The organism is Nocardia sp. NPDC057272 (genome assembly GCF_042668615.1).
Taxonomy (GTDB): Bacteria; Actinomycetota; Actinomycetes; order Mycobacteriales; family Mycobacteriaceae; genus Nocardia.
In genome coordinates this window covers 25,149-49,827 of sequence record NZ_JBHUYK010000032.1, presented here as the reverse complement: position 1 = coordinate 49,827, position 24,679 = coordinate 25,149, and the positions used below count along the sequence as shown (strand labels likewise).

The 24,679-nt window shown below is 67.2% G+C and carries 22 protein-coding genes and 1 riboswitch; of the genes, 15 read left to right on the top strand and 7 right to left on the bottom strand.

Going from position 1 to position 24,679, the window contains the following annotated elements; all coding sequences use genetic code 11:
* Window positions 1-53: 53 nt before the first annotated feature.
* Window positions 54-164: riboswitch (SAM riboswitch) on the bottom strand.
* 64 nt (window positions 165-228) lie between these two features.
* Window positions 229-951: a TetR family transcriptional regulator gene (locus tag ACFULV_RS30230; protein ID WP_378635422.1), complete on the bottom strand. Its 723-nt coding sequence runs from the start codon at window positions 949-951 to the stop codon at window positions 229-231.
* 134 nt (window positions 952-1,085) lie between these two features.
* Between ACFULV_RS30230 and ACFULV_RS30225 the strand changes: the two genes are divergently transcribed.
* The 4 genes from ACFULV_RS30225 (at window position 1,086) to ACFULV_RS30210 (ending at window position 6,417) form a co-directional block, all read left to right on the top strand.
* Entirely contained in the window at window positions 1,086-2,579 is a 1,494-nt protein-coding gene (locus ACFULV_RS30225; RefSeq protein ID WP_378662591.1) for an MFS transporter, read from the top strand.
* Window positions 2,580-2,888: 309 nt separating this feature from the next.
* The gene (locus ACFULV_RS30220; RefSeq protein ID WP_101464322.1) at window positions 2,889-4,106 is read left to right on the top strand and encodes an NADP-dependent isocitrate dehydrogenase; all 1,218 of its coding nucleotides are present in this window, start codon (window positions 2,889-2,891) and stop codon (window positions 4,104-4,106) included.
* 231 nt (window positions 4,107-4,337) lie between these two features.
* Complete coding sequence (locus ACFULV_RS30215) at window positions 4,338-5,486, top strand: MFS transporter (protein WP_378662626.1); 1,149 nt, start codon at window positions 4,338-4,340, stop codon at window positions 5,484-5,486.
* A 40-nt stretch (window positions 5,487-5,526) separates the two neighbouring features.
* On the top strand, window positions 5,527-6,417 hold the full coding sequence (locus ACFULV_RS30210) for a hypothetical protein (protein ID WP_378662588.1): 891 nt from the start codon (window positions 5,527-5,529) through the stop codon (window positions 6,415-6,417).
* A 26-nt stretch (window positions 6,418-6,443) separates the two neighbouring features.
* Here ACFULV_RS30210 and glpK (ACFULV_RS30205) read toward each other — a convergent pair whose 3' ends face one another.
* Window positions 6,444-7,940: a glycerol kinase GlpK gene (gene glpK / locus ACFULV_RS30205; RefSeq protein ID WP_378662585.1), complete on the bottom strand. Its 1,497-nt coding sequence runs from the start codon at window positions 7,938-7,940 to the stop codon at window positions 6,444-6,446.
* A 73-nt stretch (window positions 7,941-8,013) separates the two neighbouring features.
* The gene (locus tag ACFULV_RS30200; RefSeq protein WP_378662583.1) at window positions 8,014-8,766 is read right to left on the bottom strand and encodes an IclR family transcriptional regulator; all 753 of its coding nucleotides are present in this window, start codon (window positions 8,764-8,766) and stop codon (window positions 8,014-8,016) included.
* Between the two features lie 133 nt (window positions 8,767-8,899).
* Here ACFULV_RS30200 and glpK (ACFULV_RS30195) point away from each other — a divergent pair, with 133 nt between their 5' ends.
* The 3 genes from glpK (ACFULV_RS30195) (at window position 8,900) to ACFULV_RS30185 (ending at window position 13,045) form a co-directional block, all read left to right on the top strand.
* On the top strand, window positions 8,900-10,402 hold the full coding sequence (gene glpK, locus ACFULV_RS30195; protein WP_378662580.1) for a glycerol kinase GlpK: 1,503 nt from the start codon (window positions 8,900-8,902) through the stop codon (window positions 10,400-10,402).
* Window positions 10,403-10,435: 33 nt separating this feature from the next.
* The gene (gene glpD / locus ACFULV_RS30190; RefSeq protein ID WP_378662578.1) at window positions 10,436-12,115 is read left to right on the top strand and encodes a glycerol-3-phosphate dehydrogenase; all 1,680 of its coding nucleotides are present in this window, start codon (window positions 10,436-10,438) and stop codon (window positions 12,113-12,115) included.
* Window positions 12,116-12,295: 180 nt separating this feature from the next.
* Window positions 12,296-13,045, top strand: coding sequence for an SDR family oxidoreductase (locus ACFULV_RS30185; RefSeq protein ID WP_378662575.1), 750 nt, complete (start codon window positions 12,296-12,298; stop codon window positions 13,043-13,045).
* A gap of 165 nt (window positions 13,046-13,210) precedes the next feature.
* Here the strand turns inward: ACFULV_RS30185 and ACFULV_RS30180 are convergent, their stop codons facing one another.
* The gene (locus tag ACFULV_RS30180; protein ID WP_378662573.1) at window positions 13,211-14,833 is read right to left on the bottom strand and encodes a purine-cytosine permease family protein; all 1,623 of its coding nucleotides are present in this window, start codon (window positions 14,831-14,833) and stop codon (window positions 13,211-13,213) included.
* 193 nt (window positions 14,834-15,026) lie between these two features.
* On the opposite strand from ACFULV_RS30180, the gene ACFULV_RS30175 reads away from it, so the two are divergent.
* Window positions 15,027-16,256: an acyl-CoA dehydrogenase family protein gene (locus ACFULV_RS30175; protein WP_378662570.1), complete on the top strand. Its 1,230-nt coding sequence runs from the start codon at window positions 15,027-15,029 to the stop codon at window positions 16,254-16,256.
* Between the two features lie 43 nt (window positions 16,257-16,299).
* On the opposite strand, the gene ACFULV_RS30170 is transcribed toward ACFULV_RS30175, so the two are convergent.
* On the bottom strand, window positions 16,300-17,154 hold the full coding sequence (locus tag ACFULV_RS30170) for an alpha/beta fold hydrolase (protein WP_378662567.1): 855 nt from the start codon (window positions 17,152-17,154) through the stop codon (window positions 16,300-16,302).
* A gap of 67 nt (window positions 17,155-17,221) precedes the next feature.
* On the opposite strand from ACFULV_RS30170, the gene ACFULV_RS30165 reads away from it, so the two are divergent.
* The 4 genes from ACFULV_RS30165 (at window position 17,222) to ACFULV_RS30150 (ending at window position 19,507) form a co-directional block, all read left to right on the top strand.
* Complete coding sequence (locus ACFULV_RS30165; protein ID WP_378662565.1) at window positions 17,222-18,001, top strand: exodeoxyribonuclease III; 780 nt, start codon at window positions 17,222-17,224, stop codon at window positions 17,999-18,001.
* Window positions 17,998-18,492 carry a ribonuclease domain-containing protein gene (locus ACFULV_RS30160; protein WP_378662563.1) on the top strand — a complete coding sequence of 165 codons (495 nt, stop codon included), beginning with the start codon at window positions 17,998-18,000 and terminating at the stop codon, window positions 18,490-18,492. The genes ACFULV_RS30165 and ACFULV_RS30160 overlap by 4 nt, the downstream gene beginning before the upstream one ends.
* Window positions 18,492-18,971 carry a barstar family protein gene (locus tag ACFULV_RS30155; RefSeq protein WP_378635455.1) on the top strand — a complete coding sequence of 160 codons (480 nt, stop codon included), beginning with the start codon at window positions 18,492-18,494 and terminating at the stop codon, window positions 18,969-18,971. The genes ACFULV_RS30160 and ACFULV_RS30155 overlap by 1 nt, the downstream gene beginning before the upstream one ends.
* Window positions 18,972-19,126: 155 nt before the next feature.
* Entirely contained in the window at window positions 19,127-19,507 is a 381-nt protein-coding gene (locus ACFULV_RS30150; RefSeq protein ID WP_378635457.1) for a hypothetical protein, read from the top strand.
* 9 nt (window positions 19,508-19,516) lie between these two features.
* Here ACFULV_RS30150 and ACFULV_RS30145 read toward each other — a convergent pair whose 3' ends face one another.
* Window positions 19,517-20,149, bottom strand: a complete 633-nt coding sequence (locus ACFULV_RS30145; RefSeq protein ID WP_378635460.1) for a TetR/AcrR family transcriptional regulator — start codon at window positions 20,147-20,149, stop codon at window positions 19,517-19,519.
* A 103-nt stretch (window positions 20,150-20,252) separates the two neighbouring features.
* On the opposite strand from ACFULV_RS30145, the gene ACFULV_RS30140 reads away from it, so the two are divergent.
* The 3 genes from ACFULV_RS30140 to yhjD are packed head-to-tail and all read left to right on the top strand — an operon-like array spanning window position 20,253 to window position 23,315.
* Window positions 20,253-21,197, top strand: a complete 945-nt coding sequence (locus ACFULV_RS30140) for an oxygenase MpaB family protein (RefSeq protein WP_378662560.1) — start codon at window positions 20,253-20,255, stop codon at window positions 21,195-21,197.
* Between the two features lie 22 nt (window positions 21,198-21,219).
* Entirely contained in the window at window positions 21,220-22,251 is a 1,032-nt protein-coding gene (trpS, locus tag ACFULV_RS30135; RefSeq protein WP_378635465.1) for a tryptophan--tRNA ligase, read from the top strand.
* Between the two features lie 41 nt (window positions 22,252-22,292).
* Window positions 22,293-23,315, top strand: a complete 1,023-nt coding sequence (yhjD, locus tag ACFULV_RS30130; protein ID WP_378662557.1) for an inner membrane protein YhjD — start codon at window positions 22,293-22,295, stop codon at window positions 23,313-23,315.
* 16 nt (window positions 23,316-23,331) lie between these two features.
* Here the strand turns inward: yhjD and ACFULV_RS30125 are convergent, their stop codons facing one another.
* A complete protein-coding gene (locus tag ACFULV_RS30125; RefSeq protein ID WP_378662556.1) occupies window positions 23,332-24,651 on the bottom strand; it encodes a D-alanyl-D-alanine carboxypeptidase family protein in 1,320 nt (439 codons plus the stop codon).
* Window positions 24,652-24,679: the final 28 nt, after the last annotated feature.

Below are 24,679 nucleotides of genomic sequence, written 5' to 3'. Positions count from 1 at the left end.
GATCTCGTCAACTGGGTCGGATCGACTGGCAACAACACATGGGGGCCTCCTGCAGTGCGCGCTTGCTCTCGACTTTCGAGAGCCCGGTCATCACCCGGAGCACCCCACCGCAGCTGGAGGGTTGCCGACCAGCGAGCCGGGGCTTGGCGCTGGTACTCATGACCTTGCCGTCATGTTAACCGGAGATCTCCCGCGGGCGGAAACTTCCCCCGCATTTCCCGCCGAAGATCACTCGTTGGACGGTGTGCCGAAGCCTGGCGTGTCGTCCACCGGTGCGCCACAGACCTGCCGCAAGCCGTGGTAGGCGCGCAGCACGGCGTCCCGAGTGACCCGGACAGCTACCGCCGGTGACCCACTCAGCAAGGCTTGTTCGGTGTCGGCGACGGAGAGGTGGCACAGCATCTGCCAGATCCCGGCCACCAGCTTCACCGTGAAGTCGTCCGGTGACGTGCCCATCCGTTGCGCGAGCTCGGTGCACACCGCGACGTTCTTCTTCTCCGCGTATTCCAGCGCGCGCGCGTTGACCGACTGGCTGGTGCGCATGATGCGCTGCATCTGCAGGAATTGGCGGATGAACCGGATGCCGTCCGCGTCCGCCTCGGCCTGGACCACCGTCAGGTAGGCGCCACACAGTGCCTGGAGTTCGTTGCCGGTGTTCGGCTGGGAGCGCAGCGCGACGGCGACGGAGACCCCGAAGTCGTCGATCGGGGCCAGCACGATGTCTTCCTTGAGCGCGAAGTACCGGTTGACGGTGCGTGGGGACACATCGGCACCCGCGGCGATCTGCTCGACCGTCGTCGCGTCGAACCCTTGGCTGTCGCACAGGTCGAGTCCGACCGCCACGATCGCGGCCTTGGTCTGGAGCTTCTTGCGCTCGCGCAGGCCCAGCGGCGCGCCGGCAGCCGGTTCGGTCGTCCGGTCGGCGCTGATCGGAGTGGTCGAGTCCAGCATTCCCTCAGCCTACCGTGTCGGCGGCTCTATCTGTCCAAGTAGGCCAATTGGCGCATTCAGACATTTTTCTCTTGACGTCAATTGTCTTGCAGTGCCAGGATTGGTCCACGCCAATCGAGCGACGAGGAGTCCTGGTGACCGGCACCGAGATAATGACGAAACATGTTGATCAACAACAGAATTCGATGCGGTGGTGGGCGTTGGTCGTGCTCTCCGCCGCCCAGCTGATGGTGGTGCTCGACGCCACCGTGATCACGATCGCCCTGCCCTATGCCCAGCGCGACCTGGGGATCAGCGATGGCGACAAACAGTGGGCGCTCACCGCGTACACGCTCATCTTCGGCGGCCTACTGCTGCTCGGCGGACGGATGGCCGACTACCTGGGCCGCCGCCGGATCTTCCTGGTCGGCCTGGTCGGCTTCGCCGCCGCCTCGGCGCTGGCCGGGCTCGCGCAGACCGGGCCGCAGTTGTTCATCGGCCGAGGTCTACAGGGTGCGTTCGCCGCGCTGCTCGCCCCCGCGGCCTTGTCGCTGCTGTCGGTGATCTTCACCGATGTGCAGGAGCGGGCCCGCGCGTTCGCGGTCTTCGCCGGCATCACCGCCGGTGGCATCGCGTTCGGGCTGATCGTCGGCGGCGCGCTCACCGAGTTCGCGTCGTGGCGATGGACGCTGCTGATGAACACGCCGATCGCGCTCATCGCGGTAGCCGGTGCGGTGGCGGTGATCGCGCGCGATATCCCGGTGCCGAGAACCGGCGGCTACGACCTGCCCGGCGCCGTCACCGTGACATTCGGCTTGGTGTCGATCGTCTACGGATTCAGTCGCGCCGCCGAACACGGTTGGCTGGCTGGCAGCACGCTCGGCCTGCTCGGGGCGGGCTTCGCCTTGCTCATCGCGTTCGTTTTCATCGAGGCGCGCTCGGCGAATCCGCTGTTGCCACTGCGCATTCCGGGTGAGATCAATCGGGGCGGCGCCCTGCTGGCCGCGCTGCTGATCCCGATCGCGATGTTCGCGATGTTCTTGTTCCTGAGCTTCTACTACCAGAACACCCTGGGTTATTCGCCGCTGAAGGCCGGCATCGCGTTCCTGCCGTTCCCCGTGGGCATCGGGATCGCGGCGGGCATCACCAGTTCGTTGATGCCCAAGTTCGGGCCGCGTCCGCTCATGGTGGTCGGCGCGCTGCTCGGTGTCGTCGGACTGCTGTGGCTGGCGCAACTGAGTTACGGCGACGGGTACGCACTGAGCGTGCTGCCCGCGCAGCTGCTGATGGCGCTCGGGATGGGCCCGCTGTTCGTCGGGATGCAGGCCGTCGCGCTGCATCAGGTCGACGCCGAGGACTCCGGCGTCGCCAGCGCCCTGCTCAATGCCGCCCAGCAGGTCGGCGGCGCCGTCGGCACCGCCCTGCTGACCACGCTGTCGGTGCAGGCCGCCGAGAACTACGTCACCGACAACCCGACCGTCGACCACCTGATCGAACGCGCCTCGATCTACAGCTACGACGTCGCGTTCTATATCGGCGCCGGCTTCTTCCTCGCCGCCGCCGTGGTGATCGCGGTGATGGTCCGCGACAAGCCGGAGAACCTGATCGAAGGCGACGAACACGCGGCCGCGGTACCGATCGCGGTCTGACCTGGTGAACCGGGCCCGCGCCACCGTTCTCGGTGCGCGGGCCCCGCCGTGTTACTACTCAGTAGCCGGTCAAGGCCCGATCGGGTGCCGACGTGCGGCCGGAGCGGAGTAGCTTCGAGGAGTCCCGCACAGCGGGCCCTCCCATCGCGGTGAGGTGGGGGACAGCAGTACGCTCGTCTTGTTTGCACCACACGTCCCGCAGACAACGCGGGGCATATACGTTGTCTGTTGGAACTGCTGGGGTCCGCTCACAAGCGTGTTCGCCTAGCCGTGCAATAAGGGCACCCACCGAGGAGGACACGAAGATCCATGTCCAAGATCAAGGTTGAAGGCACCGTTGTAGAACTCGACGGCGACGAGATGACCCGGATCATCTGGCAGTTCATCAAGGACAAGCTGATCCATCCCTATCTCGACGTGAATCTCGAGTACTACGACCTCGGCATCGAGTACCGCGACAAGACAGACGACCAGGTCACCGTCGACGCGGCCAATGCCATCAAGAAGTACGGCGTCGGCGTGAAATGCGCCACCATCACCCCCGACGAAGCGCGGGTGAAAGAGTTCGGCCTCAAGAAGATGTGGCGCTCGCCCAACGGCACCATCCGTAACATCCTGGGTGGCACCATCTTCCGCGCGCCGATCATCATCTCCAACGTGCCCCGCCTGGTGCCCGGCTGGACCAAGCCGATCATCATCGGCCGTCACGCCTTCGGCGACCAGTACCGCGCCACCGACTTCAAGGTCTACGAGGCGGGCACCGTCACGCTGACCTTCACCCCGGAAGACGGCAGCGAGCCGATCGTCCACGAGGTCGTGAAGATGCCCGAGGACGGCGGCGTCGTCATGGGTATGTACAACTTCAAGAAGTCCATCGAGGACTTCGCGCGGGCCTCGTTCAACTACGGCCTGCAGCAGAACTACCCGGTGTACCTCTCCACGAAGAACACCATCCTCAAGGCTTACGACGGCATGTTCAAAGACACCTTCCAGGAAGTCTTCGACGCCGAGTTCAAGGCCGAGTTCGACGCGGCGGGCCTCACCTACGAGCACCGCCTGATCGACGACATGGTCGCCTCCTCCATGAAATGGGAGGGCGGCTACGTCTGGGCCTGCAAGAACTACGACGGCGACGTGCAGTCCGACACCGTGGCCCAGGGCTTCGGCTCGCTCGGCCTGATGACCTCGGTGCTGCTCACCCCGGACGGCAAGACCTGTGAGGCCGAGGCCGCGCACGGCACGGTCACCCGGCACTACCGCCAGCACCAGCAGGGCAAGCCGACCTCGACCAACCCGATCGCGTCGATCTTCGCCTGGACCCGTGGTCTCGAACACCGCGGCAAGCTGGACAACACCCCCGAGGTGATCGGCTTCGCGCAGGCGCTCGAGGACGTGGTCATCAAGACCGTCGAGGGTGGCCAGATGACGAAGGACCTCGCCGCGCTCGTCGGCGGCGACCAGGGTTACCTGAGCACCGAGGAATTCCTCGGCGCGCTGGACGTCAACCTGGCTCGTGCTCTGAAGTGATGTAGCCCCGGTTCGCGACCGCGAACCCGCACGGCTGTAAGAAAGCGCTCGCATCGAATCCGATGCGAGCGCTTTTGCGTCCGTACCCGGCGGTTGTTCCCACGGTGGGGTAACTCACGCTCGTTTCGGGTAGCTAAAGGGTAGTCGTGGCCGTTGCATGGAAGCGTGACTTCTTCCACTGCAGCCCCCGATCGCCTCGATGTGCCACGCACCAGCTGGCATGTCCCGGCGATGCTCGCGTTGGCGCTGGGTGGATTCGGGATCGGGACCACCGAGTTCGTGACCATGGGGTTGCTGCCCGATATCGCGCGGGCCTTCGATATCTCCGAGCCGTCGGCCGGGCACGCGGTGTCGGCGTACGCGCTGGGCGTCGTGGTCGGTGCGCCGTTGATCGCCGCGTTGTGCGCGCGGGTGGCGCGCAAGAAGTTGCTGATCGTGTTGATGGTCGCGTTCACCATCGGCAATATCGGGACCGTGCTCGCGCCGACCTTCGGCACGCTCGTGCTCGCGCGGTTCGTGTCCGGTCTGCCGCACGGCGCGTACTTCGGCGTCGCCTCGCTGGCCGCCGCCACGCTCGCACCCGTGGGGCAGCGAGCCAAGGCCGTGGCCGCGGTGATGCTCGGGCTCAGCGTGGCGAATGTGATCGGGGTGCCGGGCGCGACCTGGCTCGGTCAGCACCTGGGCTGGCGTGACGCCTATGTGGTCGTCGCCGTGATCGGCGTGGCGACGGTGGCCGCGCTGTGGCGCTATGTCCCCGCGCTGACCAGCATGAAGATCACCAACCCGATGACCGAACTCGGTGCGCTGCGACGCCCGCAGGTGCTGCTCACCCTGGCTGTGGGCGCGATCGGCTTCGGCGGCATGTTCGCGGTCTACACCTACATCGCCACCACCATGACCGATGTCGCGGGCATGCCCATCGGCGCGGTGCCGATCGTGCTGGCGCTGTTCGGTCTCGGCATGATCGTGGGCAATATCGGCGGCGGCATCCTCGCCGACCGTGGCGTCGACCGCTCGATCTTCGTCGCCATGATCGCGATGGTCGTGATCCTGGCCGGATTCGTCCTGGCGGCGCACAACCCCGTCACCGCCGCGATCGGCGCCTTCCTCGTCGGCGCCTCGGGCGCGGCCCTGGCCCCCGGCCTCCAAACCCGCCTCATGGACGTAGCCGCCGACGCCCAAACCCTCGCCGCCGCCCTCAACCACGCCGCCTTGAACATGGCCAACGCCGCGGGCGCCTGGCTCGGCGGCCTCGTCATCGCCGCGGGCCTCGGCTACACCGCCCCGGCCGTGGTCGGCGCCCTGCTGGCCGTCGCCGGTGTCCTCCTGTTCACCCTCACGGTTTTCCTGCAACGCCGGTCGGCGCGTAACACGCCGTAACCGATTGGTGCCCTTGCGCACCTCGTCCTACGTTGCCCACATGCCGAGCCACCTGCACGAGGGTTTGCTTGACCTGTTCCGCACGGATCTCCTGCTCGCCCCGTCGTTGCTGGCTGAGGAGTTCAGGATCCCGCTGCCCGGCTTGTCGCAGATGCGGGCTGAGCCGTGCGACTTCACTGACGTCGGGCCCAAGGAGTTCCGCGGTGACTTGGCCCTCAGCACCCACGACGATCGGGACATCCCGGTACTCGGTGTGTGCGTCGAGGTGCAGTTGTCCAAGGCGGACGTGCGTCGCTGGAAATGGCCGGTCTACCTGACCACCCTGCGATCGCGGCTGTGTTGCCCGGTAGTGCTGTTGGTGGTGACGCCCAGCAGAGCAGTCGCGAAGTGGGCCGAGCAGCCGATCGAGCTCGATACAGTCGGATCGGTCATCCAACCGCTGGTGCTGGGCCCGGACCGTTTCCCGGTCGTCACCGATCCGGTCGAGGCCGGAAAGTGCCCCGAGCGCGCGACGCTGTCGGCGATCGCCCACGGCGCAGGTCCGCATATGGAGGAAGTCCTTGCCGCGTTCCTGGCCGGGCTGATGAAAACCGACGATGAACATGCCAAAATGTATCTTGATCTGGTCGACGACGCGTTGACCGTCGCCGCAAGCCGACGCTTGGAGGAACTGATGGAGAGCTCGCCTCAATATCGCGGCCGCATCGCTACCAAGTACATGGCTAAGGGGCGAGAGGAGGGCCTCGCGGAGGTGGACGCGAAGGTCGCCGAGACTGCTGCGCACGCGGTGCTCACCGTGCTGACTGCCCGCGGGCTCGAGCTGTCCGCCGCGCAGCGCGCGCTGCTCGCCGCGTGTACCGATCTCGACCAGCTCGACGCATGGTTGACGCAGGCGGTCACCGCCACTCGTACCGACGAACTCTTCGGCTGACGCGCGACCGTCCCTACCTCAGTGGTCTAGTTGGCGGGCCGGGCCCAGCCGACGCTGAGTTGGACGGCTCGTTGCCAGCGTTCGTATTCTTCCTCGCGGATTCGACGGTCCGGCGACGGTATCCATTGGGCGGCGACCTTCCAATTGCGGCGTAGGCCTTGGAGATCGGGCCAGTAGCCGACGGCCAGACCCGCTGCGTAGGCGGCGCCGAGGGAGACTGTTTCGGTGACCAGCGGGCGCATGACCGGTGTGTCGAGGACGTCGGCGATGATCTGCATGAGCAGGTTGTTGGAGGCCATGCCGCCTGCTACCCGCAGGGACTTCGCCTGGAGGCCGGCGTCGGCGTTCATGGCTTCGACCACGTCGCGGGTCTGCCAGGCGGTGGCCTCCAGGACGGCGCGGGCCAGGTGGCCCTTGGTGACGTAGGAGGTCAGGCCGATGAGCAGGCCACGGGCATCGCTGCGCCAGTGCGGGGCGTAGAGGCCGGAGAAGGCGGGGACCAGGTAGCAGCCGCCGTTGTCGTCGACTGTGCTTGCGAGAGTTTCGATCTCGGGTGCGGTGGCGATCAGGCCGACGATATCGCGCAGCCACTGGACGAGAGATCCGGTGACCGCGATGGGCCCTTCGAGGGCGTAGACCGGTTCGGCGCCGACCTGGTAGCCGATGGTGGTGAGCAGGCCGTGCCGGGAGCGGATCAGTTCGGTGCCGGTGTTCATCATGAGGAAGCCGCCGGTGCCGTAGGTGCATTCGGTTTCGCCAGGGGCGAAGCAGGTTTGGCCGAACAGCGCCGCGTGCTGGTCGCCGAGGGCCGCGCCGATCCGGACGCCGGGGACGACGGTGCGGGCGGTGCCGAAATCGCCCGTCGACGGTTCGATGCGGGGCAGCATGGCGGGCGGAATGTCGAAGAACCGCAGCAGTTCCGCGTCCCACTGGCGGGTGGCGAGGTTCATCAGCAGGGTGCGTCCCGCGTTGGTCACGTCGGTGACGTGTTCGGCGCCGCCGGTCAGGTTCCAGATGAGCCAGGATTCCATGGTGCCGAAGAGAACGTCGCCGCGTTCGGCTCTTGCGCGAAGACCGTCGACATTGTCGAGGAGCCAGCGCAGGCGTGGTGCGGCGAAGTAGGTGGCCAACGGGAGCCCGCTCAACTCGGGAATACGCTGTGCCCCGGGCAATTCCTTCAGCTGCTCGACCAGCTCTTCGGTGCGCACGTCCTGCCAGACGATGGCCAGCCGCACCGGCAGCCCGGTGCGCCGATCCCACACCACGGTGGTCTCGCGCTGATTGGCGATGCCGATCGCGGCCACCTGGTCGACAGTGATCCCGGCATCGCGCAGTGCCGCGGGCACGATCCGCTCCACCGTCCGCCAGATCTCGAGCGCGTCCTGCTCCACCCACCCCGACTTGGGATAGTGCTGGCGATGGGTCCGCTGTGCCATGCCTGCCAGCCGGGCGTGCTGATCGAAGACGATGCACCGGCTCGAGGTGGTGCCCTGATCGATGGCGAGCACGAAGCGTGGGGTCATCGTCGTCTGCTCTCGTTGTCGGCCGCGGAGTATCGGTCGGTGGAGGTGGCGCTCGCGAAAGTACCGGCCCGGTTCATCGCGCTGCCGTCAGGTCGCGGTGCACGGCGAGAGCGGCGGCGCGAACCTGCTCGATCGCGGCCGCGCGCACCTGTAACCGGTTGTCGCACAGCCGATCCGTCGGCCCGGTGATGCCGATGGCCGCGACGACGAGGCCGCCTCTGGCCCGAATGGGCGCGGCGATCCCCGCTTCGCCCGAGCGGTGCTCGTCGACTTCGTCCGCCCAGCCCCGTCGGCGAACCTCGGCGATCACCCGGTCGAGCGCGTCGCGTTCGGTGATCGTCCGGTGGGTGAAACCCTGGAGCGCACCGGCTTGCGCCGCGGCGTCGTAAGCGAGCAGCACCTTGCCCAGCGCGGTCGCGTGGGCGGGAAGTACTTCGCCCACCGCCAGCGCCTGCTCGCTGTTGTCGGGCCGGAAGACGTGGTGGATCACCGTGATTCCGGTATCGCGCGCCACGGCGATGCGCACCGATTCCCCGGAACGGGAGGCCAGCGCGTCGGCCCGGTGGATCGCCCGTGAGCGCAACTCGTTCACGTCGAGCCGATCGGTTCCGAGCTCGCCGATCGCGGGGCCGAGCAGGTACTTGCCGGTGAGCGCGTCCTGGTCGACGAACCCGACCCCGAGCAGCGTCCGCAGGATGCCGTGCGCGGTGGGTTTGGCCAGGTCGAGCGCGGTCGCGATCTCGCCGACACCCAGTGGCCCCGGTCCACGCGCCAGCAACCGCAGCACGGCGGCGGCGCGTTCGATCGACTGGATCGGGCCAGGCATGGGCCCGAACCTACCACCGTTCAGCATTGTCGAACGGTGCTTGTGGTGCCCGCGTGCCCGCGTTCCTAGCGTGGGTTTCGGGCACAGGTGCCCGATCGGCGGACTCGACGACGAGGTCCGGGAAGGCGAGAAGATGAACCGGTACGTGGGCGCGATCGACCAGGGCACGACGTCGACGCGATTCATGGTTTTCGACCACAAGGGCACCGTGGTCGCCCGCCACCAGCTCGAACACTCGCAGATCATGCCGCGCCCCGGCTGGGTCGAACACAATCCGGACGAGATCTGGGAACGCACCCGCACCGTCGTCAAGACCGCCCTCTCGCTCGCCGATCTCACGGCCGACGACCTCGCCGCCATCGGCGTGACCAACCAGCGAGAGACCACCGTGGTCTGGAACCGCCACACCGGCCGCCCCTACGGCAACGCCATCGTCTGGCAGGACACCCGCACCGACCGCATCATCGCCGACCTCGACGCCGCCGGGCACAGCGCGCTCATCCGCGAGAAGACCGGCCTGCCGCCCGCGCCGTACTTCTCCGGCGGCAAGCTGAAGTGGATCCTGGACAACATCGCGGGCGTGCGCGCCGATGCCGAGCGCGGTGACGCCCTGTTCGGCACCCTCGACAGCTGGCTGATCTGGAACCTCACCGGCGGCGTGCACGTCACCGACCCGACCAATGCCTCGCGCACCATGCTGATGGATCTCGAAACCCTCGACTGGGACGACGACCTCCTCGCGATCTTCGGCATCCCGCGCGCCATGCTGCCCACCATCGCGCCGTCGGCGAACCCGCGACTGTTCGGGACGACGAAGCCCGACGGCCCGTTCAAAGGCTCGGTGCCCATCGCGGGCGTGCTCGGCGATCAGCAGGCCGCCGGCGTCGGGCAGGTGTGTTTCCAGCCCGGCGAGGCCAAGAACACCTATGGCACAGGCAATTTCCTGATGCTCAACACCGGCACGGAGATCGTGCGCTCGAACCACGGCTTGATCACCACCGTCGCCTATCAGTTCGGCGACGACAAGCCCGCCTACGCGCTGGAGGGGTCGATCGCCGTCACCGGGTCGGCGGTGCAGTGGTTGCGCGACCAGATGGGCATCATCGCGGGTGCGGCGCAGATCGAAGACCTCGCCGGGCAGGTGGCCGATTCCGGCGGCGTGTACTTCGTGCCGGCCTTCTCCGGACTGTTCGCGCCGTACTGGCGACCCGATGCCCGCGGCGCGGTCGTCGGCCTGTCGCGCTACAGCAACAACGCCCACCTGGCGAGGGCCACCCTGGAATCCATCGCCTACCAGACCCGCGACGTGGTCGAGGCCATGCAGCGCGACGCCGGTGTCCGACTGGCGACGCTGCGGGTGGACGGCGGCGTCACTGTGAACCAGCTGGCCATGCAGATCCAGGCCGACCTGCTCGGCGTCCCGGTCTCGCGCCCGGTCGTCGCCGAGACCACCGCGCTCGGCGCCGCCTACGCAGCCGGACTTGCTGTGGGCTTCTGGAGCGGCACCGGCGAACTGCTCGACAACTGGTCCGAAGACGTCCGCTGGTACCCCTCCTGGTCCGCGGAGCAACGCGAACACGGCTACCGCCGCTGGCTCAAGGCCGTCGAACGCACCCTCGACTGGGCCGAAATCTGAGTCACCCCCGATACTTTCGAGAAGGAGATCATCGTGTCTGTGCAACTGGACCCCACCTACCGTGAGCAGGCTGTCGGCACGCTCGACACCGCCGAGGTCGATGTCCTGGTCATCGGTGGTGGCGTCACCGGCGCCGGCGCCGCACTCGACGCCGCCTCGCGCGGCCTGTCCGTAACCCTGGTCGAGGCACGCGATTTCGCGGCGGGCACCTCTAGCCGTTCCTCCAAGCTCATCCACGGCGGCCTGCGCTACCTGGAGCAGATGGACTTCGCGTTGGTGCGCGAGGCGCTCAAAGAGCGTGGGCTGTTGCTGAATACGCTCGCGCCGCATCTGGTGCACCCGGTGCCGTTCCTGTTCCCGCTCCAGCACCGGGTGTGGGAGCGCGCCTACATCGGCGCCGGCATCGCCCTCTACGACACGCTCGGTGGCGCGCGTACCGTTCCGATGCACAAGCACCTGACCCGTTCCGGCGCACTGGAACTCGCGCCCGCGCTGCGTGACGACGCGCTGACCGGCGCCATCCGCTACTACGACGCCCAGGTCGACGACGCCCGCCACACGATGATGATCGCCAGGACCGCCGCCGAGAACGGCGCCACGGTGCTGACCCGCACCAAGGTGATCGGGCTGGAACGTGACGGGGAGAAGGTCGTCGGTGCGCGGGTCGAAGACCTGGAAACCGGTCTGACACACACCATTCGGGCCCGTACCGTGATCAGCGCGACCGGCGTCTGGACCGACGACATGATCAAGATGACCGGCGTGGACTTCCCGTTCCACGTCCAGATGTCGAAGGGCGTGCACATCCTCGTGCCGCGCGACCGGCTGAACCTGCACACCGGCATGATCATGCGCACCGAGAAGTCGGTCCTGTTCGTCATCCCGTGGGCCGAACACTGGATCATCGGCACCACCGACACCGAATGGGCGCTGGACAAGAACCACCCGACGGCCACCGCCGCCGACGTGCAATACATTCTCGACCACGTCAACGCGCTGCTGCGTGAGCCGCTGACCAGGGCAGACATCGTCGGCACCTACGCCGGCCTTCGGCCGCTGATGACCGGCGCCACGAAGGAGACCGCGAAGCTCTCGCGCGAACACGCCGTCGCCGAACCCGCGCCGGGCCTGTTCGTGATCGCGGGCGGCAAGTACACGACCTACCGGGTGATGGCCGCCGATGTCGTCGACGCCGCCGCCGCGCGCCTCGGCGGGGAGATCCCCGCCTCCGCTACCGCGCAGTTGCCGATCGTCGGCGCGGCAGGCTACTTCGACATGCTCGCCGAGGTGACCGACCTGTCGGTGTCACAGCGACTGCCCGTCGACGTGGTCGAGCACCTGCTGGGCCGCTACGGCTCCCTGAGCACCGATATCTTCGGCCTCATCGCCGCCGACCCCGCCCTGCGCCACCCGATTCCGGGCGCCTCGGACTACATCGCCGCCGAGATCGTCTACGCCGTCACCCACGAGGGCGCCCTGCATCTCGACGACATCCTCACCCGCCGCACCCGGATCTCGATCGAAGTTCCCGATCGCGGTCTCGCCGCCGCACCGGAAGTCGCCCGCCTGATCGCACCGCTGCTCGGCTGGAACGAGGAGACCACCAACGCCGAGATCAACCGCTACTACGACCGGGTCCACGCGGAGCTGGCCGCCAACGAAGCGGGCGACGACGCCGCCGCCAACGCCGCCAGACTGGTCGCAGCCCGCTGAAACTCCGCCGACAGCACCGCGGCACCGCAGCCCTCGCACGCGCGAAGGAGTGCGTCACCGCGGTGCTGTGGCGCATCGGCCAGGCGAACGTAGTCGCCGATCCTCGACCTCCGTGCCGCGTGGTGGCTAGCGTGGGCACATGGAATCGCGAATCACCCCCCGACGAACCCCGGCGCTGTCGTGAGCCGGGGCACCATCCTGATCACCGGCGCCAGCTCCGGGCTCGGCGCCGAGATGGCGCGCCAGTTCGCCGCGCTCGGGTACGACCTGGGCCTGTGTGCTCGCCGGACCGAGCGTCTCGACGAACTGCGTACGCAGATCCTCGCCGAGCACCCCGACCGTGTCGTGTCGGTGAAGCAACTCGATGTCACCGATGACACAGCGGTGTTCACCGTCTTCGACGAGTTCGCCGAGGAATTCGGCACCGTCGACCGCGTGATCGTCAACGCGGGCCTGGGTAAGGGCGCGCCGCTGGGCACCGGCCATCACAAGGCCAATCGCGAGACCGCGGTGGTGAACTTCCTTGCCGCCCTGGCCCAGAGTGAGGCGGCGTTGAAGATCTTCCGCGCGCAGGGTCGCGGTCACCTGGTGATGATCTCCTCGATTTCCGGCCTGCGCGGCATGCCCAAGACGCTCACCACCTACGCGGCGACCAAAGCGGGCGTCGCGGCGCTGGCCGAAGGCGTTCGCGCGGAGGCGATTCCGGGCGTGGACGTCTCGGTGATCTATCCCGGCTACATCCGCTCGGAGATGAACGATCGCGTCAAGCATCAGCCGAAGTTCATGGTGGACACCGAAACCGGCGTGCACGCCATGGTCGCCGCGATCGAGAAGCGCCGGGCCAACGCCTATGTGCCCGGCTGGCCATGGGTGCCACTGGGCTTCGCGCTGCGCGTCCTGCCGCTGCCGGTTGTCCGAAGATTGATCTGAAACCAGCCCCGCACCCCCGACCTCGAGGAGGGGCCGCCGCGCAGCGGCGGTTCGCGGCCGTCCCGTCGATCAGGTGCCGTTGCGTAGGCGACGAAGGAGCAAGCAACGGTGCCTGATCGACGGGACACAAGGGGCCGCGAACGCGAGCGCGCCAGCGCTCCGATATCACTGCCTGGGGAGCAGGTGCCTGCCGTCCTTGTCCGTGGACAGCGCCAGCGAGCTGATGTACTGGATCTCGCCCTCGGGACCCGGCACCGCCGAGGCGATCATGTCCGGGCGCTCGAAGTCCATGCCGGTGACGTGGCACGTGAGCAGGTCGCCCGACGGGTTGCCGTGTTCGTCGAACATCGGCGCCTCGATGCCGTCGTCGGCGCGTCGCAGATAATACTTGCCCTTGGTGGCGATCGCGGTGAGGGGGGTCGCGATAAAGGCGACCAGCACCGCGACCAGCGGCGAGTACGGCTTCAGCAGCTCACCGAACAGGCCGAAGAAGGTCATGATCGACAGCACCGCCGACAGCCCGAAGCCGACCAGACCCACCGGGTTGAAGTCGTAGAGCATGCCGCGCCGGAACTCCGGCACCTTCGGCGAGATCTTCAGCAGGTACTTGTTCACCGCGATATCGGTGGCCACGGTGACGATCCAGGCGATGCCGCAGTTGGCGTAGAAGCCGAGGATGTTGTTGAGGAAGTCGAACATGTTCGCTTCCATCAGCACCAGTGCGACGGCGAGGTTGACCACCAGGAACACCAGCCGACCCGGGTAGGTCTTGGTGACACGGGTGTAGGAGTTGGTCCAGGCCAGCGAGCCTGAGTAGGCGTTGGTCACGTTGATCTTGACCTGGCTGATGACCACCAGCACCACGGCCAGCGTCATGGCCAGCCACCCCGGCACCATGTCCTTGTAGATCTCCAGGAACTGGTGCACCGGCTGGTTGGCGATGCCCTGCGCGGCGGGCAGGTTCGCGATCAGGTACACCGCGAGGAACAGGCCGACAACCTGCTTGGCCGCGCCGAACAGCACCCAGCCGGGACCGGCGAGCAGCATCCAGCCCCACCACTTGGCCCGGTTCTCCGGAGTACGCGGCGGCATGAAGCGCAGGTAGTCGATCTGCTCGGCGATCTGGGCGATCAGCGACAGGCACACACCGGCGGCCAGCAGCGCGCCCGACACGCTCACGCCCTCACCGTTCTCGCCGCCGTAGGCGAAGAACGAACCCACCGAATCGGGGTGGCGCACCAGCAGGAAGCCGAACGGCGCCACCATCAGCAGCAGCCACAGGGGCGTGGTCCACACCTGGAGTTTGGCCAGGGTGTTCATCCCGTAGATGACCAGCGGGAAGATGATGATCGTGGAGGCGAGATAGCCGAGCCACAGCGGAATTCCGAGGCCTAATAACAGGCCCTGCGCCATGATCGAACCTTCGAGCGCGAAGAAGATGAAAGTGAACGACGCGAACACGATATTGGTGATCACGGAGCCGTAGTAGCCGAATCCGCTGCCGCGCGTGATCAGGTCGAGATCGATGTTGTAGCGAGCCGCGTAATAGGCGAGCGGAAATCCGGTGAGCATCACGACCACGGCGAAGATACCGATGCCGATCAGGGCGTTTCCGGTGCCGTGGGCGATGCCGATATTCGCGCCGATCGCGAAATCGGCGAGGTAGGCGATGCCGCCGAGTGCGGAGATGCCGACGACGGCGGGGCTCCATTTGCGGTAGCTCCGCGGGGCGAAACGCAGCGTGTAGTCCTCGAGTGTTTCTTTGGCGGCAGTATCTGCTCCGGCCATTTCCCTCTCTCCTTCATCCGCTGCCGCACGTAACCGGCGACTCACAGACGGTCCTGCATAGATGTAGACGCGAATTTTCCGATCCGTTACGCCGCTGTTACGCGGGCAGATGGTGACCGGGGTCACCGAAACGGCTCCGCAAAAACAAGCACGCGTGTATGTTTTTGGACGGAGCGAGCGTCAGGAGACGGCAGTGTTCGAATGGTCCGAGACCGATCTGATGATCCGCGACGCCGTGCGGGCGTTCATCGACAAGGAGGTCCGGCCGAACCTCGATGCCCTCGACAGCGGTGAGATGCTGCCGTATCCGATCCTGCGCAAGCTGTTCAGCCAGTTCGGGATCGATGCGATGGGCGAGGACGCCGTCGCGAAGATGCTCGCCAAGGAAGCGGCGGGTCCGAGCGAAGGTGGCAAGAAGCCGGGCAGCCCGTTCGGCGATCAGCAGTCGATGATGGCGGTGCTGATCAGTGAATTGTCCGGCGTCTGTATGGGTCTGGTGTCCGCCCTCGGCGTGAGCATCGGCCTCGGCGCCACCACCATCATGTCGAGGGGCACCCTCGCGCAGAAGCAGCGCTGGCTGGCCGACATCGTCACCCTGCGCAAGGTGGCGTCCTGGGCGATCACCGAACCCGATTCCGGCTCGGACGCGTTCGGCGGCATGAAGACTCGCGTCGAACGCGACGGTGAGGACTACATCCTCAACGGCCAGAAGACCTTCATCACCAACGGGCCGTGCGCCGACGTGATGATCGTCTACGCCAAGCTCGACGAGGGTGACGGCGCCGGCAAACGCGACCGCAAGGTGCTCACGTTCGTGCTCGACAAGGGCATGGAAGGCCTCACCCAGGGCAAGCCGTTCAAGAAGATGGGCCTGCACTCCTCACCCACCGGCGAGTTGTTCTTCGACAATGTCCGGCTCGGCAAGGACCGGCTGCTCGGCGAGACCGAGGAACACCAGGGCGGTGACGGAAGAGAAAGCGCCAGAGCCAGTTTCACCGCCGAGCGGATCGGCGTCGGGTTCATGGCGCTGGGCGTGATCGACGAATGTCACCGGCTCTGTGTCGATTACGCGCGCAATCGCACGTTGTGGGGGCAGGAGATCGGGCGCTTCCAGCTGATCCAGCTCAAGCTGGCCAAGATGGAAGTGGCGCGAATCAATGTGCAGAACATGGTGTTCAACGTGCTCGAGCGCGCTCGCGCGGGCAAGCCACCGAGCCTCGCCGAGGCCTCGGCGATGAAGCTGTACTGCTCCGAGGCCGCCACCGAGGTGGCGATGGAGGCCGTGCAGTTGTTCGGCGGCAACGGCTATATGAGCGAATACCGGGTCGAGCAGCTGGCCCGTGACGCGAAGTCGCTGATGATCTACGCGGGCAGCAACGAGATCCAGGTGACCCACATCGCGAAGGGTCTGCTCGGGAAGTGAACCGGCCCCGGCCGCGAACAGTGTTGTCGCGGCCGGGATCTCGTCACACGGCGCGCAGGTGTCCGCGGCTGGCGTAGATGTGCTCGGCGATCAGCGTGGCGATCCGGTCCGGCGCCTCCAGCATCGGCACATGCCCCACCCCGTGCACCAGGATCCGATCCGCCGACTCGGGCAGTTCGCGCAGGTAGTGGGTGGCGTACACGCTGTTGGGGATGATCCGGTCGTACTCGGCGAGCAGCATCCGCACCGGGGTGCTCAGCTCACCCAGGTCGTCCATGCCCGGCGCCCGCAGGCTGCCGAGGATCAGCGGGATCATCGCGTCACAGTGCAGGACCGCGGTGAGCGTGGTCGCGAGGTCGCGGCGGGCGACGGCGCCGGTGTGCTTGGTGACCAGCAATGCGGCCACCTGCTGCACCAGTGGGTTGTTGATCGCCACACCGCCGAGGCGCTTGCCGATCTCGATGAAGGGAATCATCGACGTGAACTTGATGCCGACCCTGACCTGGCTCAGCGACGGCGACGCCCAACCCCCCGCCGCGGCGATCGTGGTGAGCGTGCGAGCCCGGCCGCGTCGAGCGAGCTCGAGTCCCACCCAGCCACCGAGCGAATTGCCCGCGATGTGACAGGTTCGCCAGCCCAGCTCGTCGAGCTGGTCCTCGATCTGATCGGCCAGGGCGTACACATCCAGTGCCCACCCTTCGACCTTCGGACCACCCCAGTGCCCGGCGAACGCGGGCGCGTACACCTCGCAATGTGCCGACATCCGCTGCGCGACCTGCTCCCAGCAGTGTGGCGACAGCAGGAATCCGTGCAAAAGCAAGACCGGGTCGCCGGACCCGATGTGCAACGCCGCGACGGGCGTGGGGCGGGCGGTGGACTTGGCGGTGCGTGACGTCATCGTCATCACCCCTTCCTGGACGACGGTGTCCGGGGGAGCATCCCTGCCTGCATTGTACGGTCGTACGGTGCCGATAATCCTCTCGACTGTGAACGTTAACGGGGTCCGTGCCGCTTCGACCAAGGGCATGACAGCCTGGTTGGCGGCGACCGAAGCCGACATCGTCTGCCTACAGGAGACCAGGGCGACCGATGCGCAGACCGCGACGGCGTTGGCCCCCGCGCTCGACACGGGTTGGGTGCTCTCCCATGCCGAGCCGGAATCCAAGGGTCGCGCGGGCGTGGGAATCCTGTCGCGGCGCGCGCCCGATGCCGTGCGCGTCGGGTTCGGCAGCACCGAGTTCGCGGCGTCGGGCCGCTATATCGAAGCCGATTTCGACGACGTCACCGTGGCGAGCGTCTACGTGCACTCGGGGGAGGAGAACACCCCCAAGCAGGACGAGAAGTACCGGTTCATGGCCGAGCTCGGCGCGTACCTGAAGTCGCGCACCGGCGAGTTCGTGGTGAGCGGCGACTGGAACATCGCCCCCGCCGAGGTCGACCTGAAGAACTGGAAGGGCAACCAGAAGTCGGCGGGCTTCCTGCCCGAGGAGCGCGCCTGGATCGCCGAACTGCTCGCCGCGGGCTACGTCGACGTGGTGCGCGCCCTGCATCCCGACGTCGCCGGCCCCTACAGCTGGTGGTCCTACCGCGGCCGCGCCTTCGACAACGACTCCGGCTGGCGCATCGATTACCAGCTGGCCCTCGGTGAGCTGACCGGTCGCGCCAAGCAGGCCGTCGTCGAACGGGCTGACGCCTACGACCAGCGGTGGTCCGACCACGCGCCCGTTACTGTCCAGTATCGATGAAACTCTCACGCAAGACTCTCAGCCTGCTCGGTGGGCTCGTCCTAGTCCTGGCGGCCATCGGCCTCACCGTGTTCGGCGGTCGCGGTAGCGACAGCACCACCGTCACGTCGACCACGCGTGCCGTCGCCGGGATCACCACCACCGCGTCCGCGCCGAAGCCTGGTCCGCCCGCCGGGAATTCGTCGGCCTCGCCGGTCACCAAGACCGCGGGTGTGCCCGACCGTGCCTATGTCACCCTCGTCGAGATCGACGCGGGGCGTTGGCCCGGTTCGGCCAACGCGCAGGGCACCAAGGGCGGCGAGCAGTTCATGAACCGGGGAACCAAACTGCCGCCCAAGGATTCGGCGGGCAATCCGGTGAAATACCAGGAGTGGGATGTGAATCCCAAGCAGCGCAATCGCGGTCGCGACGCCGAACGTATCGTCACCGGCAGCGACGGTTCGGCCTGGTACACCGGCGACCACTACGAAACCTTCACGAGGATGCGCTGATGACTCCGCGAATGACGCTGTCGCAGTTCCTTGCTCGCCCCACCCCCGAAGCACCGGCCGCGACCACGCCGCCGGTGCTCGGTGCGCTGCCGGTGGACGCCAACCAGTTCAGCGGCGTCCGCTACGACGCCCCCGCCGACTACCGCGTGCGCGAACTGCGCGGCACCAAGATGCGCACCATGGCAGAGCTGTTCGACGAGTTCGCCGCCGCCTTCCAGTTCCCGTACTACTTCGGCGCCAACAAGGACGCCTTCGACGAATGCCTGCGCGACCTCGACGATTTCGTGGGCGACGCCCCGGGCTATGTCGCGGTGATCCGTACCGCTGACGACATGCTCGGCGAGCAACCCGCCGAACGCGCCTGGTTCGACGCCACCATGCGCGACTGCGCTGCCTATTGGGCGCGCCGCGATGTCGTGTTCCGCGTGGTTCTGCAAGGCGACGCGGACACCTTCGGCGCGGTCGGACTGACCGACTGACGCGAATCCGCGTCCACGGTGGACGACGGTCCGCTGGATCGGCGCACCGGTGCCCGGGTTTCGATGCCACTGCTATTGGTGTCTGTCGCAGTCTGATCAGTCCGCTTACTGTCTTCGCCGTGCGGCCACCCGAGGCTGCCGGCAAGGAGAACCTGATGAAGCGAATACTGTTGAGCGCGAGTATTTTCGGCGCGATCATCGCGGCGGCCACCGGTCCGGCGACAGCTGATGCCGTGGCGGGCGCCGACACCGCGCAGGCGAAGATTCAGCTGGTCGCCGAGGCGTCCCCGGGATCGAGCGACCTGGTCGGCAACCTGCTGCGCGCGCTGTCGAGCGGTTCCGCCGCGGAATGCGACGGCGTCATGCTCGATGTGTGCGTGCCCCTTCCGTCCCAGCCTGCGAACGGTGCGCAGATCGCGGACAGCGGTTCCGGTACCGGCTCGGTGCAAAACGTGGACATCCAGTTCTGGCGCCTGATCGGCTGGCTGAGCAACGGGTCGTCGGAGCCGTGCACCGGCGCGTGCTTCCCCCTGTAGCGGGATCGTTCAGCGGTAACGACCGGCGAGGTCGTCGCCGAGCAGGACGAAAACGTCGGTGATCTGGTCGATCAGTTCCTCGCGGGTGAGATCGAGGTCTCCCGCGAGCCAGGTCGTGAGGGTCTGGGTCAGGCCGCCGACCAGGTAGATCGCCCGGAAGTCGACCAGGTTCTGTGGGACGTCGCCGCCGTAGAAGCCGGTGCCCTCGGCGGCGACCAGCCGGGCGAACGCCCGCACCGTCCTGGCAGTACGGGCGCGAAGCTCCGGGGTGGCCATCCCGGCGATCAGCGCGGCCCTGGCCTTGCGCGGGTCGTCGGTGAGCACCGAGATGCCCGCGTCGATCGCGGCGTGGGCCTGGACGCGGCTGTCGGCGGGCGCGGTGGCCAGTGCGGTCGCGATCGCCGCGGTGAGTTCGTCGGCGATGCGGTCGAGCAGGGCTTCCAGGACGTCGTCGCGCTTGTCGAAACTCTCGTAGTAGTACCGCTCGTTCAGGCCCGCGCGCGCACAGAGGCCGGCGACGGTGAGTTTGGCATCGGCGGCGACCAGATCCAGCGCCGCGTCCAGCAGTGCGGTCCGCCGCTGGGATTGCCGATCCTGCGCCGAAACGCCACCGTATGTCCGTTGTGCTGCCACAGCGTCCATTGTGCGTGCTGCCGTCCACTCGCGCTGTTTTGGTAGAGACTCTTGCCAGAATATCAATTCTGGAGGATTCTATTGCCAGATGCACTCGACGAGGAGGCGCAACATGGCCACACGGCAGGGCGAACCCGGATATTTCGCCGACGATTCGATGATCCGGCGGGTGATGAGCAAGCGCGCGGTCGGTCTCACCTACGGCGTGCGGGCGCTGGTGATCGGCGCGGTGCATCCGCTGCTGTTCGTCGGCACCAGTGAACACACCGCGCATCGGGAAACCCCCTACACCCGCCTGGCCATCACCGGAGCCCTGTTCGAAGCGGTGTTCCTCGGCAGCTTGGCCGAGGCCGATCGCGCGCTGGCCTTCACCCGGCGCAAGCACGACGCGGTGGTCGGCACCCTGCCCGAAGACGCGGGCGCCCACCATCCGGCCGGCACCGCCTACGCGGCCCACGATCCGCACCTGATGTTCATGACCATGGCCTTCACCTTCGATTCGGCCGAGGTGATGTACGACCGCCTCGTCCGCGAACTCACGGCCACCGAGCGCGAAGACCTCTACCAGGACTACGTCCGGTGGGGCGAACTGTTCGGCATGCCGCGCGACGCCGCACCCGCCGACTACCCGGCCTTCCGTCGCTACTTCGACAGCTATCTGAACTCGACCGAACTGTTCCTCACCGATGAGGCCGAACTGGTCGGCTCCTATCTCGCGGGCCACCGCAAGGCGTACCGGCTGCGCCCACCGGCCGAACAGGTCGGGACCGCGCTGTATCTGCTGGTCCAGGGCAGTCTTCCGCCGCGGATCCGGCAGATGTACGGCATCGAGTGGGGGATCTCCGACGAACTGGCCCACCGCGCGCTGTGCCGCAGCATCCGCACCGCCCATGTCGTCCCGCCGCTGGCGCCCCGGGTTCTGGCGGGCACGCTCGCTGGGCCCAGCGCCCCGTCCTATCAGCTACTCGCCCGTCGCGAACAGCGCATGGTCAAGACGGGCCACCCGAGCATGCCCGGTGTCGATCCGCGCAACTGGGTGCAGCGAAATTCCGCTTGAGTGCCATGGAAAGATCGGGGGCATGTCCAGTCCTGCCCCGGCCGAGACGGCCGAACGTAAGCAGCGGGTGCTGTCGGGCATCCAGCCCACCAGCGACTCCTTCCACCTCGGCAACTACCTGGGTGCGCTGCAGTACTGGGTGACGATGCAGGACGAGTACGACGCGCTGTACTTCATTCCGGATATGCACGCGATCACCGTCAGCCAGGATCCCAAGGCGCTGCGGGCGCGCACCAAGTCCGCCGCCGCCCAGCTGCTCGCGCTCGGCATCGACCCCGCCAAGTCCACGCTGTTCGTGCAGAGTCAGGTGCCCGAGCACGCCGAGCTGTCATGGGTGTTGAGCTGCATCACCGGTTTCGGTGAAGCGGGCCGGATGACCCAGTTCAAGGACAAGTCGGTCAAGCAGGGCGCCGAGAACGCGACCGTCGGCCTGTTCACCTACCCGGTGCTGATGGCCGCCGACATCCTGCTCTACCGCCCGCACCAGGTGCCGGTCGGCGAGGACCAGCGTCAGCATCTCGAGTTGACCCGGAACCTGGCCCAGCGCTTCAACACTCGCTACAAGAAGACCTTCGTCGTGCCGGAACCCCACATCGTCAAGGGCACCGCGAAGATCTTCGATCTGCAGGACCCGACCTCGAAGATGAGCAAGTCGGCCTCCAGCGACGCCGGGCTGATCAACCTGCTCGACGACCCGAAGGTCACCGCCAAGCGGGTGCGTTCGGCGGTCACCGACACCGGACGCGAGATCCGCTACGACCCGGAGAACAAGGCGGGCGTGAGCAACCTGCTGGTGATCCTGAGCTCGCTGCGCGAAACCCCGATCGTCGACCTCGAGGTGAATTTCGAGGGTAAGGGCTACGGTGATCTCAAGGCCGAGGTGGCCGACGCGCTGGTCGAATTCGTGACACCCGTGCAGAAGAAGGTGCAGGAATACCTGTCCGATCAGGCAGAACTGGACCGGATTCTGGCCGCGGGTGCCGAGCGGGCGCGTGAGATCGCAGGCAACACACTTGCTCAGGTGTACGACCGGGTTGGCTTCCTCGCTCGCTGACCCGTTGCGCACCTGAGGTTTTCGCTGAAGGGGCGCGTGTCATGCAGTTGATCGACAACATCTCGACAGCCGTCGAGAAGCAGATCGGGCGCAGGCCCTGGCTGGATCATCTGGTCAGGGCCGGTGGGCGGTTCCAGAGCCAGCGCGGTGACTTCTTCGCGGCTGGCATCACGTATTTCACTGTGCTGTCGCTGTTTCCGCTGCTGATGGTGGCTTTCTCGGTGGCCGGTTTCATTCTGGCCGGACACCCCGACCTGCTGACCGAGTTGCAGGACAAGGTCGTCGAGAAGATTCCCAGCTCCTTCGGCACCCAGATCAACGACCTCATCGAACAGGCGATCAATTCCCGCGGCACGGTCGGCGTCATCGGCTTGCTGGTCGGGCTCTATACCGGGCTCGGCTGGATCGCCAACCTGCGGGCCGCGCTCACCGAGCAGTGGGCCAGTCACAGCCCCGACAAGCCGTGGTGGCTGGCCAAACTGTCGGATATCGGTGCGTTGATCGGTCTCGGCTTGGCCTTCGTGGTGTCGCTCGGTTTGTCGGCGGTCTCGGCGAGCGGGTTGGGCAAAGGGGTGCTCGAGCTGCTGGGGGCGGATCATCTGCCCGGGGCGGGTCTGGTGTTGCGGCTGGTTTCCATCGCGCTCGGATTGCTCGCGTCGTGGGCGGTGTTCGCGTGGATGATCGCGCGGCTGCCGCGCGAGCCGGTGTCGTTGCGCAGCGCGGCGCGGGCGGCGGTGCTGGCGGCGGTGGCCTTCGAGATCTTCAAGATCATCGCTGCGATCTATCTGCGGACGGTGCTGTCCAGCCCGGTGGGGGCGACGTTCGGGTCGATCATCGGCCTGATGGTCTTCAGCTACATGTCCTATCGGATCCTGCTGTTCGCGACGGCGTGGGCGGCGACGTCGTCGGACAACGAGCGTGCTGCCGCGGTCGAGCCGCCGGACGCGGTGGTCATCCGGCCTCGGGTGGTCGAGCACGGGATGTCGACTGGCGCCGGCGCCGCCTACTTCGGGGCGGGAGCTGTGGCGGCGCTCGCCTTGATGCTGGCCGGTAAACGGCGGTAGCGCCCGGCTTTCGGTGTCAGCGCCTGCGCCGGAAAGCCCTGCGCGCCCAGAGCAGCAGCACGAGGATCAGCACCGGGCCGCCGATCAGGGTGGCGATGCGGGCGCCCTGGTGTGCCGGTCGGACCGGGTCGGCCTGGGTACCGTCGGCGCGCGGTGGGGGTGACGCCAGGGGGACGCTGGGTTGCACTGCCTCGCTGCCTGATTCGGGCAGCTTGCCGATCCTGGCGTCGGTGTCGAGGGCGAAACCGTAGTCCAGCAGTCGTGCGGCCTGCTCCCAGGGCCGGATCGGGCGCACGTCGGCCTTGAGCAGGGTGACGACCAGGCGATGGCCGTCGCGTTCGGCGGCGGCGACGAAGGTTTGACGGGCGTCGTCGGTGAATCCGGTCTTGCCGCCGATCGCGCCCGCGTAGTTGTAGAGCAGCTGGTTGTCGTTGGCGATCGGGAAGCCGGGGTGGTCTGCTTTGTCAAAGTTGTCGTCGGGGATCTTGGGGTCGGCGGGGAATCCGGGGAAGTCCACCTGCTCGGTGTGGATCAGTTCGGCGAACAGCGGGATGTTCATCGCCTCGCGGAACAGCACCGACAGGTCGTAGGCCGAGGTACTCATGCCGGGTCCGTCGAGGCCGGACGGGGTTGCGGCGCGAGTATCCAACGCGCGCAACGACTTCGCCACCTCGTTCATCTTCGCCACGGCCGCCTTGTCGCCGCCGAGCTGGGTGGCTATGGCGTGCGCGGCGTCGTTGCCCGAGCACATGATCAGGGCCTGCATGAGCTGGCGGTTGGTGTAGCGGCCACCGGGTCCGATGCCGACCCTGGTGCCGTCGACATCGGCGTCGGCCTGGGTGCCGACCACGACCTTGTCCAGATCCAGGCTGCGCAGCGCGACGATGGCCAGGGCGACCTTGATGGTGCTGGCGGGGCGGTAGCGACCGTGCGGATCCTTGGCGGCGAGCACGCGACCGGTGTCGAGGTCGGAGACCATCCACGCGGTCGCCGAGATCTCGGCGGGCACCGGGGGTGCGCCGTCGGGCACGAGCACGCCGCAATCGCCCATCCGCTGACCGCCGATGGCGGGGGAGGGGACGGGGAGCTGGGTCGGTGTCGGCTCGCCGGGCGCAGGCACCTCCGAGGTGTCGATCGGCGCGGGCGGCTGCGTCTTCTGTGGGCAGTCGTCGGTGTTCGGCGTGGTGAACGGGGGTGTGGTGGTCGTACTCGAGCCGCCGACCGGTGGCCCGTCGGTGGCGGGGACGGCGAAGGCGGGAGCGCCTGCGAGTGCGGTGACGGTGACGGCAGCACCGAGAAGGCATGCGGCGCGCAGGCCGACTTCACGAATCCTCATCGCCTCGCAGCCTAATAGTCGCTGCGGT

Coding starts and splice junctions, on each gene's coding strand:
- ACFULV_RS30230 (WP_378635422.1), bottom strand. CDS start 951: ATGCTGGACTCGACCACTCCGATCAGCGCCGACCGGACGACCGAACCG.
- ACFULV_RS30220 (WP_101464322.1), top strand. CDS start 2,889: ATGTCCAAGATCAAGGTTGAAGGCACCGTTGTAGAACTCGACGGCGAC.
- ACFULV_RS30215 (WP_378662626.1), top strand. CDS start 4,338: ATGCTCGCGTTGGCGCTGGGTGGATTCGGGATCGGGACCACCGAGTTC.
- ACFULV_RS30210 (WP_378662588.1), top strand. CDS start 5,527: ATGCCGAGCCACCTGCACGAGGGTTTGCTTGACCTGTTCCGCACGGAT.
- glpK (WP_378662585.1), bottom strand. CDS start 7,940: ATGACCCCACGCTTCGTGCTCGCCATCGATCAGGGCACCACCTCGAGC.
- ACFULV_RS30200 (WP_378662583.1), bottom strand. CDS start 8,766: ATGCCTGGCCCGATCCAGTCGATCGAACGCGCCGCCGCCGTGCTGCGG.
- glpK (WP_378662580.1), top strand. CDS start 8,900: ATGAACCGGTACGTGGGCGCGATCGACCAGGGCACGACGTCGACGCGA.
- ACFULV_RS30180 (WP_378662573.1), bottom strand. CDS start 14,833: ATGGCCGGAGCAGATACTGCCGCCAAAGAAACACTCGAGGACTACACG.
- ACFULV_RS30170 (WP_378662567.1), bottom strand. CDS start 17,154: ATGACGTCACGCACCGCCAAGTCCACCGCCCGCCCCACGCCCGTCGCG.
- ACFULV_RS30160 (WP_378662563.1), top strand. CDS start 17,998: ATGAAACTCTCACGCAAGACTCTCAGCCTGCTCGGTGGGCTCGTCCTA.
- ACFULV_RS30155 (WP_378635455.1), top strand. CDS start 18,492: ATGACTCCGCGAATGACGCTGTCGCAGTTCCTTGCTCGCCCCACCCCC.
- ACFULV_RS30150 (WP_378635457.1), top strand. CDS start 19,127: ATGAAGCGAATACTGTTGAGCGCGAGTATTTTCGGCGCGATCATCGCG.
- ACFULV_RS30145 (WP_378635460.1), bottom strand. CDS start 20,149: ATGGACGCTGTGGCAGCACAACGGACATACGGTGGCGTTTCGGCGCAG.
- ACFULV_RS30140 (WP_378662560.1), top strand. CDS start 20,253: ATGGCCACACGGCAGGGCGAACCCGGATATTTCGCCGACGATTCGATG.
- trpS (WP_378635465.1), top strand. CDS start 21,220: ATGTCCAGTCCTGCCCCGGCCGAGACGGCCGAACGTAAGCAGCGGGTG.
- yhjD (WP_378662557.1), top strand. CDS start 22,293: ATGCAGTTGATCGACAACATCTCGACAGCCGTCGAGAAGCAGATCGGG.
- ACFULV_RS30125 (WP_378662556.1), bottom strand. CDS start 24,651: ATGAGGATTCGTGAAGTCGGCCTGCGCGCCGCATGCCTTCTCGGTGCT.